We start from the raw sequence: 16396 nt of genomic DNA on the forward strand, positions 1-16396 counted from the left end.
TTTCGCATATATGAAACCGTTAAACGCATTCTTTTTCTTCCTGCTGGTGATCGCACTGGCGGCGTGTTCAAAAGAAAACGATGATCTAAGTGGTGTGCAAGACATCCCCGGCCTGGGTGGCGACACCTGGGTCGAGGGTTCTTTAGACAAATGGCTGCATGATTCCCTCACCGTGCCTTACAATATAGAGGTGAAGTACAAATGGGACCAGTTTGAATTTGATGTGACCAAAACACTGGTACCACCTAAAGAAGAAGTGGTGATCCCGGCTATGCAGGCAATTATGAAGGTATGGATAGATAATTATATAAAATATGCCGGAGAACTTTTCTTCAAGAAGTATTCTCCCAAATTTTTCATCCTATCAGGTAGTGCCAGCTGGAATGACAATGGTACCATCACCCTGGGTACTGCCGAAGGTGGCCGTAAGGTAGTGATGTACCTGCTCAATGAATTCCGTACCAAGGGAATGGATGGCTACCAGCCACGGGATACTGCCAATGTAAAGCAGATCTTTCACGTAATAGAGCACGAATTTGGGCACATCCTCCACCAGAATATTATGTATCCGACCGAGTTCAAAAAGATCAGTGTAGGGCTTTATACGGCCAACTGGAATAATATCTACGATGCTGATGCGCACCAGGATGGTTTTGTGACCGCCTATGCCATGAGCAGTGAAAATGAGGATTTCGTAGAAATGATCTCTACTATGCTGATAGAAGGGAAGGAAGGATTTGACAGGATCGTGAACAGTGTGCAGGACAAAACCAGTGATAACGGTACCACCCAGGCACAGGCAGTAGCTGCCCTGAGACAGAAAGAAGCGATGGTGGTGAACTATTACAAGTCCGCTTACGATGTAGACTTCTACGCATTGCAGAAAGCAACCAGAGATAGTATTAACGCACTTTTTTATTGATGCGCACCAAAATCTAAATGCATTATGAGAACAAATTTATCTCTCTATATTTTACTTACTGCGTTATTATTTGCCGCCTGTAAAAAGGAGGATGATAATGTATTTAAACAATCGCCTGATGACAGGATTAATGAAGTACTTAGTACTTACAGTAATGCGCTTACCAGCGCCGAATACGGGTGGAAAGGGATTGTATATCCCTCGGCTGTATCCACAGTACCTTTTAGTTTTTATTTTAAGTTCGATACGGCGAACCGTGTGCAGATGTATTCCGACTGGGACTCATCTACGCTTAACAACATGCGTGAAAGCAGCTATCGCCTGAAGGCACTGCAGCAACCGTGTTTACTATTTGATACCTACAGTTACATTCATATACTCTGCGATCCCGATGCCAGCATCAACGGCGGTTATTATGGCGGCGGTCTGCTGTCCGATTTTGAGTTCATTCTGGACGGCATGAGCAGCAATGGTGATACTATTAAACTTACAGGACGCCAGCACGCCACTAAGGCGGTGCTCGTCAAAGCTACCTCCAAAGAGGCACAGGATTATTACGATAGAAAACGGAACCGGGACTTCGACTATTCTTCCCGGTTTCTTACTTATTTTAAAAAGCTGCACACCGGTAAAGGTGATTATGACATCTACATTAACCAGAGCTTTAAAAGCATTAAGATTGTAAATGCCAACGTAAAATTCAGTGCCGGTTATTATTTAACACCCCTCGGCGTTTCTTTCGATAAACCATTTACGGATGCGGGGGAAACCATTTATGGATTTGAAGATGTGTCCTGGTCTGCAGACAATCAGGTCATGAGTCTCAAGGTGAATGGCAGAGCAGCTACCATCACCAGTGACAAGAAGCCCTATATCGTAGACAGTACTGCCGGCCCCCGCTGGTACAATACTGCCCTGAATGCGGCGACCTACTACATCACGCCTTTGGGCTTTCATGTAGACGGTCAGGATGATTATTACAATTTCGCATCCATTCCGGGATTTGCCTACCTCTTTTATTATCCAAATTTCGGACAGAGCGGATATGACTTCAATGGGCTCATGGAGGATTCTTACTATGGCCCGGCTTTTAAGGCAAAGTTCAACGCTTCCGGGATTACCACATTCACCTACGGAGGCACTTTCTATACGATCCCTGACTATAGCACCACCGCCATATCTAACATCGTCACCAGGTTCACAGAGAGCACCGGTTACTACTTTGTGCAGACCAGTGACTACAATACCTATGATATGGTGAATGTAAAAGATGCCCGTAGCTGGATCAGCTGGCAATTATACTAATCCATTAACCCCTCTAAATAATAGAAAAAGAGAACCATATGAGAACCAAGCCTGTTTCTGTACGCCTCGGGGCTGTCTTATACCTGTTATTGTTGTTGCTGCCGGCCATTGGCTTGCGTGCACAGACTGATATTACTATCGGTCTGGGCAACGGCAGCAACTCTACGACAACTTATCCTTGTCCTATTCAAGACTGGTATCAGGCTACCCGGGCCCAATATCTTTATCGAGCTTCAGAATTGACGGCCAAAGGCATGGGCCCCGGTATGATCAATGCTGTTAAATTCAATGCCACCTCCGTAGGAAGCGATGTAGACGGAGCAGAACAATATGCTATCAAGATAGTTGGTACTACTGTTGCCTCACTATCTGATTCATATTATGAGCCTGTAGGCAATAACTTCTTCGGACCAGTGGATTATCTGCCAGTGGTCGGGATTAACTCCTTTCCCATTCCTTCCGGATTTTTCTGGAATGGTACGGACAACATCCTGATAGAGGTTTGTGGTGGCGCGGCATCCTATACACATAATCCCGTATTCCCTTACACAACAGGTCTTGCGTTCAACGGATCTCATACCTATTACCAGGATGCGGGTACCAGTCTTTGTGGCACCAACCAGGTGAACTCCGCATCGACTACCCGTCCCGATATCATTTTCAACTGGACTCCTGCAGCTGCATGTACCGGCACTCCCACCGCCGGTACAGCAGCCAGCAGTGCTTCCAGCGTATGTCTGAACGAAAGCTTTACACTTTCTCTCAGCGGTACTACAGTTGCTTCCGGTCTTAAATACCAGTGGCAAAAATCTACTGACAATAGCACCTGGACAAACATTCCAAATGATACATTGTCATCACTTACTACCACGCAGACTGCATCCACATATTATCGTTGTGTGGTTACCTGTACTGCCAGCAGTAGTTCGGCGAACTCTACGAGCGTACAGGTTACAAGTCCGTCCTTAGTACACGGTACCTTCACTATCAATAAAGCATTGCCTACCGGTGCCGGCAACTTTGCCTCCTTCAATGACGCATACAATTATATCAAATGCGGTATTGACGGAGCCGTTGTATTCAATGTGGCCGCAAATGCTGCTACTGCTTACAATGAGCAGCTGATCATGATACCGGTACCCGGTGCATCGGCTACCAATACCGTTACCTTCAACGGGAATAATGATACGATCGCTTTCCTGAGCACGGCAAGTGCTGAAAGGGCTGTGATCAAACTGAATGGCGCAGATTATATCACTTTCAATGATCTCGTGATTCAGGCCAAAGGCAGTTCCTCCAGCCAATACGGCTTTGGTGTACAATTGCTCAATAATGCGGATTACAACACCATCAATAATTGTAAAATCCTCATCAACACGACTTCTACCTCCAGTGATTATGCAGGTATCGTCGTGAGTGCTTCTGCCACCTCTGCTACCGGTAGTGGTGACACCAACTCTGATAATAACACTTTCAGCAATAATACCATCATAGGCGGTTATTACAGTATTACACTGGTAGCCAGCTCTACGACCTCCAATGCAGGCAATAAGATTATCAACAACAAGCTCCTGGATTTCTACTACTACGGTATGTACATTTCTGGATCCTACAACCTGACATTTGAGAAAAATACCATCAGCCGTCCTTCACGTACTTCTGTAGATAATTTCTACGGTATCTATGTGACGAACCTGAGTACGAAATTAAACATCAATGCAAACAGGATCACGAATCCATTTGGCGGTAGCCCCGCCAGCACCAGCACTTTCTACGGTATTTACTTTACAAGTGTAGATGCCCTGAATACGCTGGAAAACATAGTAAGCAATAACCTGATCTACAACCTCACCGGTAGTGGTTCTGTGTATGCTTTCTACAACAGTTCTTCAGACAACGTATACTATTATCACAATACACTTTCACTGGATGGATCTGCTACCCCAGGCAGCTCTTATGTAACCAGGGGTTTCTACCAGACTACCCAGGCGGCAGGTATTTACCTGAGAGATAACATGATCACCATTAATCGTGGTGGACAGAACGTGAAGCATGGTCTCTACTTCAGTACCACATCCAGTGATATCGTATCTAATTACAACAATATCTACCTGGCTCCGGCTGCAACGAGTGCCTTCACCGGTTATTATGCTGCCAACAGGACCACACTGACTGACTGGCAAACGGCTTCTTCACAGGATGCCAATTCCCTGGCAGCAAATCCTATCTACAAGGACAGCACCAATGGCAACTATGCACCCAGCAGCCAGACGGTGAATGACAGAGGTTTCCCTGTAGGCATCGTAGCAGATATCAACAGCGCTGCCCGTAGTACTTCTACGCCTGATATGGGTGCCTATGAATTCACTCCTGATCCTTGTACCGCACCACCGGTAGCTGGTACTGCTACTGTAAACAAGAACCCGGTATGTGTGGGCACGAATGTAGGTTTAGGTCTTACCGGCAATAGTAATGGTCTCACTCAAACTTACCAGTGGCAATATTCTACCACTGCTACAGGACCATGGACAAACCTGGGTACGCCACTCAATTACCCTGATACTGTAATTGTATCTACGGCTACCTTGTACTACCGTGCAGCAGTAACCTGTAGCGGCAGCACTGCTTATGCTACGCCTGTATTGCTGACGGTGAACCCTGCACTACCTCCGAATATCTATACGGTAGATAAGACATTGCCAGCCAGTGCGACCAACTATCCAAGCTTTGCAGCGGTAAAAGCTGCCCTGGAATGTGGTATCACAGGTCCGGTAGTTTTCAACGTGGTAGCAGGCCGTACACCTTATGAAGAACAGTTCAGCCTGGATTCTGTAAGAGGTACTTCTGCAATCAATACCATCACCTTCCTGGGTAATGGTAATACTATTCACTATAGTTCCAATACCACCGATGAACGTGCGGTAATTAAACTGAAGCACACAGACCACATCATCTTTGATAGTCTGAACATAGATGCAACCGGTACGGGTTCCTATGGTTACGGTGTACAGTTCATAGACCATGCAGACAGCAACGTTGTGAAGCATTGTAACATCATTACCAATACAACTGATGGATTTAATACCGATTATGCAGGTGTGGTGATCAATGAAGCAGATGATGATGCAACCAGTAACGGTGCTACCCGTTGTACCGGAAACGTGATTGACAGTAATACCGTGACAGGTGGTTTCTACAGTATAACAATAGTAGGTGGAAACAGTGATCCTGTTTACAATACGACTGTTAGGAACAATATACTGCAGGATTTCTACTACTATGGCTTCTACCTGGAATATACTTCCGGTACGCTGCTGAAGGGTAATACCATCCAGCGACCTACCCGTACCAATGTTGGTTACTATTATGGATTGTATGCTTATGGTGAGAACACTAACCTGAATGTACTGGAAAATAAATTTACCAATCCATTCGGTGGTGCATTGACCTCTACCAATTACTTCTATGGTATCTACTTCAGCAGTGTGTCATCCAATGTAAATACACCAATACTGGTAGCGAACAATATAATGTACAAAACCACTGGTGCGGGCGAGCAGTATGCTATTTACAACTACAACTCTCCAGGCATCAATTACTACCACAATACCATCTCCCTGGATAATACCGGTGGTAGCTCTTCTTATTATTCAAGAGGCTACTATCAGTCCAGCACTACTACTGGTATTAATTTCAAGAATAACATCATTACGATCAATAACACCGGTGCAAACTATAAATATGCAGTCTACCTGTCATCCACCGGTACCGAGTTCTTTGCTGACCATAACGACTACTTTGTAGCGGGTGGTGGCAACAATAAATATATCGGTTACAGCAGCAGCGACCAGGCCACCCTGGCAGACTGGAAGGCTGCTACCGGTCAGGATGCCGCTACCATCAGTATAGACCCTATCTATGCCGATGCGCCAAATGGTAATCTCACTCCTGTGATCTATCCGCTGGATAATACCGGTATCCCATTAGGTATTACCAACGATATCGTGCACAAAACAAGGAGTACGACTACGCCTGATATCGGTGCCTATGAAATAGACATCGTACCATGTGTGTCTCCATTGAACCCTGGCACTGCAGTCGTAACACCAAACAGTAATATCTGTATGGGTACGCAGATTGCACTCGATCTGACAAACAATACACCGGGTGGCCGCATGACCTACCAATGGCAGGCTTCTTATAGCGCCAATGGTCCATGGATCAATGTATCTGATACTCTCTATGTATCTCAGTACAAGATGGAACTGGGCATGCTCAATTACTTCCGTTGTAAGATCGTGTGCTCCGGTACCGATAGTGCATTCTCCACAGTGGCCTTCGTGAATATGAATGCTCCGCTTGTGAAAGGATTATATACCATCAATCCTACAGGTACAGGCAACCGCAACTTCACTTCCTTCCAGCAGGCGGTAACAGCGCTGGAATGTGGTATCGCAGGCTGGGTCATCTTCGATGTAGTACCTGGTACCTACACAGAACAGATCCGCATGCACAAGATCCCAGGTGCATCTGATACCAGCCGTGTCACCTTCCGGAGTCAGAATGGCGACCCTGGATCTGTAGTATTGACGAAAGCCCCTACTGCAGCTGCTAATTATGTATTGAAACTGGATAGCGCAAGCTATGTGACTTATAAGAATATTACCATTAAAGCAACCGGCTCTACCTATGGAAGAGTGGTGGAACTGGCGGGTACTACTGCCTATGATAGTCTGCTCACCAACGTCATCACCATGCCGTCTACTACCAGCAACAGTACCAATATGGTAGGTGTCTATGCCAACAGCTTTAAAGGAAACAATAATGCAATTGTTGGAAATACCATCCTGAACGGTGCAAGTGGTATCTACTTCACAGGTGCAGGATCGAGCGAACAGGCATCGTCTATCGTGATAGACAGCAACATGGTGGCTGGTGCATATGTAAATGGTATCTATAGCTCTTATGTAGATCACATCGTGATTACCCGGAACAATGTGCTGATGAATGCTCCCCTGGCCAGCTCTTCATACGGGATCTATAATTACTATGATGATGGTGCGTTCAAGACAAATCACAACACTGTAACTATCAGCAATGCCACTACCACTACCTACGGTATCTATACCTACAGCTGTGATGCATCGCAGGCAGATACCGCACAGATGGATGGTAACAGGATCATTGCTGTCACAGGTAATACCGGTTCTATGTACGGTCTGTACAACCAGTATTCTACTTATGTGAATAACGTGAACAACGTGATCAACATCGCTACCTCAGGTAACAATTCCTATGGCTTATACAGCAGCAGTGATGCGAATAGCGTGTACTACAACAATACTGTGCAGAGTGCCGCTACTTCATCCAACAACAACATTGCCGCTTACCTGGGTCACGCTTCTGCAGGTTATAGCAATGTCTTCTACAGAAATAATATCTTCTCTCATACTGGTGGCGGTTATGCCATGTATGTAACCAGTGTGGGCTATCACAATAGTGATTACAATACACTGTATACTTCAGGTACAAACCTGGTCAGGAACTCCAATACCGGTGTAAACTATACATCGCTGAATGACTTTGTGACAGCTGCTGACCAGGATGTACACTCCATCGTTTACAAACCTGCATTCCTGGCTGGTAACAACAACCTGCTGCCGGATCTGAATAACCCTGAAGTATGGGCGATTCATGGCCGTGGTGTACAGGTAAGAGGCAATGCACACGATATAAACGGTGCATACCGTCCGCAAACCCTGGCAGAAGGTGTGCCTGATATGGGTGCTTATGAGTTCCTGCCAGCTGTAGATCCGGTGTTGTTAACACCGGTGCCTGCGGCACCATCTCCTGGTATTACCCAGACATTCATGTTCGGTACAGATACCGTTGCGAAAGTGACCTGGGCAGCTTCAGGTGCAGTACCAACTTCCCTGACACTGAAACGCTACTCAGGGATGAAACCACCAAACCTGGATCCTGCACAGGAATTCATGTACTTCTATACCGACATTGATGCAAGTGGCGCGTACAGCAATTTCGATTTCAAACAATACTATGTGCCTTCATGGCAGGGTACATTTGCAGATGAAAAGACAATTCACCTGGGCCGTACCAATAATGACTCAGCCTGGATTGTGAATGACAGCAGTAAGATCGATACTGACTTCAAGATCATCTCTGAAAACCAGTTATCATACCTCGACAGGTATACCGGTCTCAAAGGCAGTCAGCCTGATGTACCGAACTTCCCTGCGCTGCCGGATAGTTCCAACAGGGGTACCCGCTTCTGGGTGGGCTATGGCCACCAGTACTATATGAATGTGGATAACTCACAGAACATGGTGCTGTACCTGAGTGCACAACAACCTGCACATGTGGTGGTGAAGATCCATGGTACCAGTTACAGGAAAGAATATACGGTAGCAGCCAACTCTGTACTGGCTACCGATGTCATTCCTAAATCAGGATTGAGCGATGCCCGTCTCTTAGGCGAAGGTCTCTATGAACAGGGCATCAGTATCGAAAGTGACGTGCCTATCGTAGCCTATGCACACATCTATAGCGATGCTTCTTCCGGTGCAACCATGCTGTTGCCTGTAGGAACATACGGCTATGAATACTATGCGCTGACCTCCCGCCAGAACTATAGTAATACTTCTTATTCCTGGTTCTACATCATTGCAGATAATGATAATACCGTAGTTGAGATCACCCCTTCCGTGCCTACACTGGCGGGGAAACCAGCCAAGGTACCATTTACTGTCACCCTGAATAAGGGCCAGGTGTACCAGGTACTGGGTGCGATTATAAGTGGATCGGAAGGATATGACCTGTCTGGTAGTAAAGTGAGATCCATCACCAACTCAGCTGGTAAATGTTATCCTGTAGCTGTCTTCTCTGGTAACAGCCGCACTACGTTAGGTTGTGACGGTTCATTGGGCAGCTCTGGTGATAATGCCATCCAGCAAAACTTCCCGTCACAGGCATGGGGTATGCACTATCTCACAGCACCTACTTCCAGCTCTGATGATGCGGCTACACTCAGTACGAACATCTTCCGTGTAATGGTAAAAGACACCAGCACTGTAGTGAAACTGAATAATGTGCCGCTGACAGGTTTGATCAATGGCCGCTATTACCAGTACCAGAGCAACACAGCCGATTACCTGGAATCTAACCAGCCGATCATGGTGGCTCAGTACATGGCATCAGAAGAAGCATGTCCGAATACCGGTTCAATGGGTGATCCTGAAATGTTCTATATCAGTCCGCTGGAACAGGGTATTAATACTGTAGGCCTGTATCGCAACGTATTGCAGGCGATAGAGGTGAATTACCTCACGGTAATCATTCCAACAGGTGGTTTACCATCTCTGCTGATCGATAACAGTAACCTCTTCGACTATACTTATGCTCATCCTAATAAACCAGGATATACTGTAGTAGTGAAGAGATGGTCTGCAGCATCTGCACAGTGTATCGTAACCAGTGATTCTGCCTTTACTGCAGTGACCTATGGTATGGGTAGTGTGGAAAGCTATGGTTTCAATGCCGGTACGCTGGTAAGAAACCTGAATGCGACTACTTCTTTCAACAATAACTATGGTACCGGTTCCAGCTCTAATTATACCTGTGCCGGAACACCATTCCACTTCACGGCCATGCTGCCTATTAAACCAGTGTCCATTACATGGGAACTGAGCCAGGTAAGCAACCTGTTGCCTGCAGGTGATGTAACTCAAACCAACCCTGTAGCACTGGATAGCATCGTAGCCAATGGCAAGACTTATTATAAATATGATCTGACAGGTGATTACATGTTCACCTCACCAGGTACTTATTATATCCCGATGAAGATGCAGCATCCTGAAATTGAAAGCTGTGACAACACCTCCGAAGTGATGCTCACCATCAAGGTAATCAGGAAACCAGTTGTGGATTACAGTGTGGATTACTCTGGTTGTGTGGCTGACATTGCTGAGCTGACCGGTAGTGTGACTACTGAAAACAATGCAGCAATCAATACCTGGAAATGGAATTTCGCAGATGGTACTACAGCCGCTACACAAAAGGTGACCAGGCAATATCCTGCTGCCGGTACCTATGTAGAAGAGCTGCACATCATCACTTCTGAAGGTTGTATCGGTGATACTACGAAAGAAGTGGTAGCGAACGAACCTACTGCGGCGAAACTCGTAACCGACAGCTTTACTGTATGCTACAACTCATCTGTCACCTTCACGGTGAAAGATCCGGAAGCCGGTGTAACCTATAGCTGGTTCAATGCCAGGACAGGGGGTGCACGGCTGGATACAGGCAACACCTTTACCATCAATCCGGTGACCACGCCTGGTATCTATTATGTAGAAGCGATGAAGAACGGTTGTGTGAGCACATCCCGCACTGCAGCGAAGGTGACCGTACTGCCACAGCTGACAGCTCCGGTGGTAGAAGTAGACAGTATCGGTGTAAACACCATCCGCTTCAAATGGAATGCAATACCTGGTGCTACCGGTTACGAAGTAAGTACCGACAATGGTAATACCTGGTCTGATCCTTCTTCTGGTCCGCAGGGTACTGAACATGTAGTGACAGGATTGAGGCCTGTGCAGGAGGTGACGCTGATCGTGAAAGTGAAAGGCTGTGAAGACAAGCTCTCCGATCCGGTATCAGCCATCACGCTGACCGATGGTATCTACATTCCAAATGCATTCTCTCCAAATGGCGATGGCCTGAACGATGTGCTGAAAGTATATGGTGCTGTGATCCGTGAAGTACACTTTATGGTCTTCAACCAGTGGGGTGAGAAGGTGTTTGAATCAAATGACCAGCAAATAGGCTGGGATGGTTTCTACAAGAGTAAGGCACAGCCTTCAGGTGTATACATCTATGTTGTAAAACTGAAACTGATTGATGGTAGTGCGGTAGATCGTAAGGGTTCAGTAAACCTGATCAGGTAAGCCTAATAAAATAGTTATCCCATGAAGTATCCTTTTTTAAATTATACTGCTTGCTATTGCTCTCCACCTACGGGTGGGGGCAACAGCGGCAGCATGCAAAAGTCCTTGTGGCTCACAGTTCTCTCGTTGTTCATCCTCGTATTATCAGGTCATGCACAGAACCTCTCCAACAGGGGAACTGAGTTCTGGACAGCCTACGGTCACCATGAGTTCATGGAGCCAGGCTGGACCAACTCGCAGGAGATGGTGTTGTACCTGAGTGCAGAGCAACCCGCTGTAGTAACAGTGTCTGTAGATAGCCTTGGCTGGAGCCGGACTTACTCTATCCCTGCCAATACAGTTATAGCCAGTGATTTTATCCCGAAAGGCGGTACCTACGATGCGCGTTTGTATTCAGTACCTCCAGCTTTTGGTGGTACAGGTGGTGAAGGTATTTTCAGGTACAAGGGCATCCATATTGTGAGCAATGTACCTATCGTAGCCTATGCACATATATTTGGTTCTACTTCTTCCGGTGCGACTACTTTATTGCCGGTGAATACCTGGGGATATTACTATGTATCGCTGAACAGTGAGCAGGACTATCAGCCCGACTGTTTCTCCTGGATGTATGTGATCGCGAGTCATGATAGTACTGTAGTAGAAATTACTCCTTCTGCACTGACCCGTACCGGATTTCCTGCGAATGTGCCTTTTACGGTCACATTGAATAAAGGACAGATCTACCAGGTGGTAGGTAGTACCAGTGGCAGCTCAGGGCCTGAATTAACAGGAACGAAGGTACGTTCTGTTGCAAATTCAAGTGATACCTGTTATCCGATTGCCGTATTCTCCGGGAGCAGCCGTACTGCGATCAATTGTACACCTGGCGGCAGTGGTAGTGGTGATAACAATATGCAGCAGGTGTTCCCTTCCCAGGCATGGGGTAAACGCTACCTGCTGGCACCTACCAGTACGGACCTTTCCCCATCTACTTTTATGACGAACGTCTACAAAGTGCTGGTGAAGGACCCGGCTACAGTAGTGAAAAGGAATGGTGTGGTACTGACGGGGCTGATTGCAAACAGCTATTATCGTTTTACCAGTGCCACAGCTGATTATATAGAATCCGACAAGCCGGTGATGGTTGCACAGTTTATGTCATCTTCCGGCGGATGCCCCAATACCAGTGGAAATGGGGACCCGGAAATGGTGTACCTCAGCCCGATCGAACAGGCTATTAAAAATATCGGCTTCTATCGCAATACAAGGGAGGTAATTGTGACGAATTATCTCACGCTGATTATCCCTACTATGGGTACGCAGACATTGAAAATAGATGGGCTTAATAATAACTGGAACTATACTTATGCACATCCTAACCTGCCGGGATATTCAGTCGTAATCAAACGCTGGCCGGCTGCACAGGCACAATGCCTGGTATCCAGCGACTCTGCCTTCACTGCAGTTACGTATGGTCTGGGCGGCGCAGAAAGCTATGGCTACAATGCCGGTACCCTCATCAATAACCTGAATGCTGTAGGTACTATTCACAACCAGTATGATACAGCCAAAACAAAGAATGAATTTACCTGTACCAATACACCTGTAGAACTTTCTGTATTGCTGGCTTATCATCCTACAAAGATGGTGTGGCAGATCAGTCAGCTGGGTAGTGTGATTGCGCCCAATAGTGACGTAGTGGTGATGAACCCTGTCAGCACAGGCCAGGAAATTGTGAATGGGGTGCCTTATTACAAATACACTTTGCCTGGTACTTACCAGTTTAATACTACTGGCACTTACGATATCACGATTACAAACACCAATCCTGAGATTGAAAAATGTGATCACACTGAACAGGTGAAAATTTCAGTAACTGTAAAGAAGAAACCTTCTGCTAAGTTCTCTTATACACATACCGGTTGTACAAAAGACTCCGTCTACTTTACAGGTGATACCAGTGCAAACGGCTATGATGTGAATCGCTGGAAATGGACCTTCCCCGGGCCGGCAGTGGATAGTGGTCAGCATGTGATACATGCTTTTGCAGCCGGTCAGCAAAATATCCAGCTGAATGTGATTACTGAAGAAGGGTGTGTGGCGGATACCACGGCCAGTATTACCATCTATCCGAGACCTACTGCGGACTTTACTACCAGTGTACAAAATGTATGTGAAGGTGGTGATGTGACCCTTACCGATCAGTCAACTTTTGCAGGTAGCGGTCCTATCGTAGGCTGGTACTGGGATGGTGACAATGGCACTGTCAACAACAATACGACGAATGCCAGCCAGGCAGAACACTATGATGCATACGGCACTTATAATATAAAACATGTAGTAAAGGTGAGTGATCTCTGTGTGAGCGATACCGTAACGAAAGCTGTAACGGTCTATGCAAAACCGGTTCCTTCCTTTACCTACCCTGACAACTGTCTGGCTGTGGACGGCATTGTACAATTCACAAGTACCACAACATCCCCTGATGCGCAAACACTGGGTGCCTATACCTGGGATTTCGGAGATGCAGCTGCCACACCAGGGAATCCCAATACCAGTACAGATGCCAACCCGCAGCATACATATACTTCATTTGGCACTTATACGATCAAATACAGTGCGACCACTGTAAATGGTTGTACAAAAGATACCACTGTTACTGCGGTCTTCAAACTGAAACCGAAACTCACTTACACCAAACTGGATTCTATCTGTGTAAACCAGAAAGGAACAATCGATGTGGCAAAAGCTGCGGTGACCAATGGTGTAACAGGTACAGGTGTGTATAAGGGTCCCGGTACCAGCACTTCAGGTGTTTTCAATCCGGCTACAGCAGGTGCAGGTACACACACTATCTGGTATGTGTTCACTACCGGCAGTGGTTGTATCGATTCTATCTCAACTACTATCAAGGTGAATCCAAAACCAGCTGCTGCTTTCACAGCAAATGATGTATGTCTTGGCGCACCGGTAGTAATCAGTGATCAGTCAACCATCCCGACAGGCAACATCATATCCTGGAACTGGAACTTCGGTGATGGTAACAGCGAAACACATACTGATAATACAACCTTCAACAAAACATACACTGTCTGGAAGAGCTACACTGTGAAACTGGTAGCGGTGAGCGATAATGGTTGCACGAGCGATACCGCTACCGGCACAGTGGCTGTACATCCTAACCCATCGACTGATTTTACATTGCCTGCGCATATCTGTATGCCGGAAGGTATTGCTGAATTCACCAATAACTCTTCTACGCCTGATAAATCAGCTATGAGCTATCAGTGGAACTTCGGTGATGGCACTGCCACCAGTACCACGGCTTCGCCTACGCATGTGTATCAGCAGGCAGGCAGCTATACGGTGACGCTGACCACTAGTACTAAGTTTGGTTGCAGCAGTACGAAAGACAAGGTGCTGAGTGCCTTCTTTACCCAACCGGTGGCTCAGTTCTCCGTATCGCCTGATACGCTTTGCCAGGGTACCGAAAGTATATTCACCGATCAGAGTACAGATGCCAGTGATAACATCACTACCTGGAGCTGGACCTTCGGCGATGGTAGTAGTTCTACCAGCCGTAACCCGATCAAGGAATATAGTATGCCGGGCGAATATACGGTACAACTCACCGTGACAAACGGTGCAGGTTGTATATCGACTCCGGTAAGCAGCCAGGTAGTAGTATACCTGCAACCTGTGATCGATGCCGGCGATGACTTCGTAGTACCACAGGGTACTCTCATTCAATTCAACGCGACTGCCAATGATAGCACCCAACTGGTCTTCCGCTGGTCACCGGGTGAAGGGCTGTCATCCGCGAATGCGCTGAACCCATGGCTGGTAGCAATGGCAGACCAGGTCTATACACTTACTGCTATCGGCAAAGGTAGTTGTGGTGCACAGGATCAAATGGCTGTAAAAGTGCTGAAGCCTGTGAAAATACCGAATGCTTTCTCGCCAAACGGAGATGGTATGAATGATCGCTGGGTGATTACTAACCTCGCCGATTATCCTGGTGCCAGTATAGAAGTATTCAACAGGTACGGGCAAAGGGTCTACTATTCTGTCGGCTATGAAACGCCATGGGATGGTATGTGGAAGGGCAAGCTGCTGCCGCTGGCGACATACTATTACATCATCAAACTGAAAAACGGGTTCGCACCTCTCACCGGGTACGTCACGATACTTCAATAAGCAAATAATAACTCGCAATGAAAAATTTCATCACCTTCATCCTGCTTTGCCCGCTGTTGTTTGTAATGGCTGATAAGGCAAATGCGCAAACTGATCCGCATTTCTCCCAGTACTATGTGTATCCCTCCTGGCTGAACCCCGCACTGACTGGTGCTTTTGACGGCGACTACAGGGTATCGGCCATTTACCGTACCCAGTGGGGCAATATCAGCAGTCCCTTTTCGACTTATGGTGTGGCAGGTGATATTACCACCAATAAACAATTCAATGTTGGTGCCAGTGTATTGAATCAATCCGCTGGTGATGGTGGATATAACTATACAACCGGTTATGCCAGTGCCTCCTATACTGGTGTGAAACTGGGTGCCAGTCAGAATCACAGGCTGGTGTTCGGGATCCAGGCGGGCATTATTCAGCGCCGTTTCGATGCTTCCAAACTCACTTTTGGTGACCAGTGGAACCCGGTGACTGGCTATAATCCCGGTACACCCAGTGCAGAGGTATTGGGCAGAACATCTGCAACCTCATTCGATGCTGGTGCCGGTGTATTGTATTACGATGCAGAGCCGGGCAAGAAATACAACATCTTCGGTGGTTTCAGTGTGAGTCACCTGACACGACCTACAGACCAGTTTAGTGCCAGTGGCGATGCGCGTTTCCCTATGCGCTTTACAGGTCATGCGGGTGTGAAGATCGCAGTCAATGAAACCTTCAGCATCACACCAAATTTATTGTACCTGCACCAGGGTAATGCAGAAGAGAAAATGATAGGTGCCTACGGACAGATGTATGTAACACCGACTGTCGATTTCCTGCTGGGTGTGAACTATCGTTTCAAGGATGCCATCGCTCCTCATGCAGGCTTTACCTATGGCGGCTTTACCCTCGGTGCCAGCTATGACATCAATACATCTGATCTGGGCAAGATAGCAAGAGGCGCTAACAGCTTCGAAATTTCGCTGACCTGGATAGGCAGAAAACTCTTTAAAACCCCTGAAGTAGAATTTGTGTGCCCACGTCTCTAAAA

General features: G+C 46.7%; 5 protein-coding genes. All 5 read left to right on the forward strand.

Annotated features, from left to right (window positions below; all coding sequences use genetic code 11):
- The first annotated feature begins 10 nt into the window (after positions 1-10).
- The 5 genes from DXN04_RS03395 to DXN04_RS03415 all read left to right on the forward strand — a co-directional run bounded on the left by DXN04_RS03395 (position 11) and on the right by DXN04_RS03415 (position 16394).
- A complete protein-coding gene (locus DXN04_RS03395; protein WP_116851881.1) occupies positions 11-922 on the forward strand; it encodes a zinc-binding metallopeptidase in 912 nt (303 codons plus the stop codon).
- Between the two features lie 24 nt (positions 923-946).
- Complete coding sequence (locus DXN04_RS03400) at positions 947-2227, forward strand: DUF4302 domain-containing protein (RefSeq protein WP_116851882.1); 1281 nt, start codon at positions 947-949, stop codon at positions 2225-2227.
- A 38-nt stretch (positions 2228-2265) separates the two neighbouring features.
- Complete coding sequence (locus DXN04_RS03405) at positions 2266-11190, forward strand: Ig-like domain-containing protein (RefSeq protein ID WP_116851883.1); 8925 nt, start codon at positions 2266-2268, stop codon at positions 11188-11190.
- Positions 11191-11283: 93 nt separating this feature from the next.
- Positions 11284-15369, forward strand: a complete 4086-nt coding sequence (locus DXN04_RS03410; protein ID WP_116851884.1) for a PKD domain-containing protein — start codon at positions 11284-11286, stop codon at positions 15367-15369.
- A 17-nt stretch (positions 15370-15386) separates the two neighbouring features.
- Positions 15387-16394, forward strand: coding sequence for a PorP/SprF family type IX secretion system membrane protein (locus tag DXN04_RS03415; protein ID WP_116851885.1), 1008 nt, complete (start codon positions 15387-15389; stop codon positions 16392-16394).
- Positions 16395-16396: the final 2 nt, after the last annotated feature.

This window comes from Chitinophaga silvisoli (assembly GCF_003412465.1).
GTDB classification, from domain to species: domain Bacteria; phylum Bacteroidota; class Bacteroidia; order Chitinophagales; family Chitinophagaceae; genus Chitinophaga; species Chitinophaga silvisoli.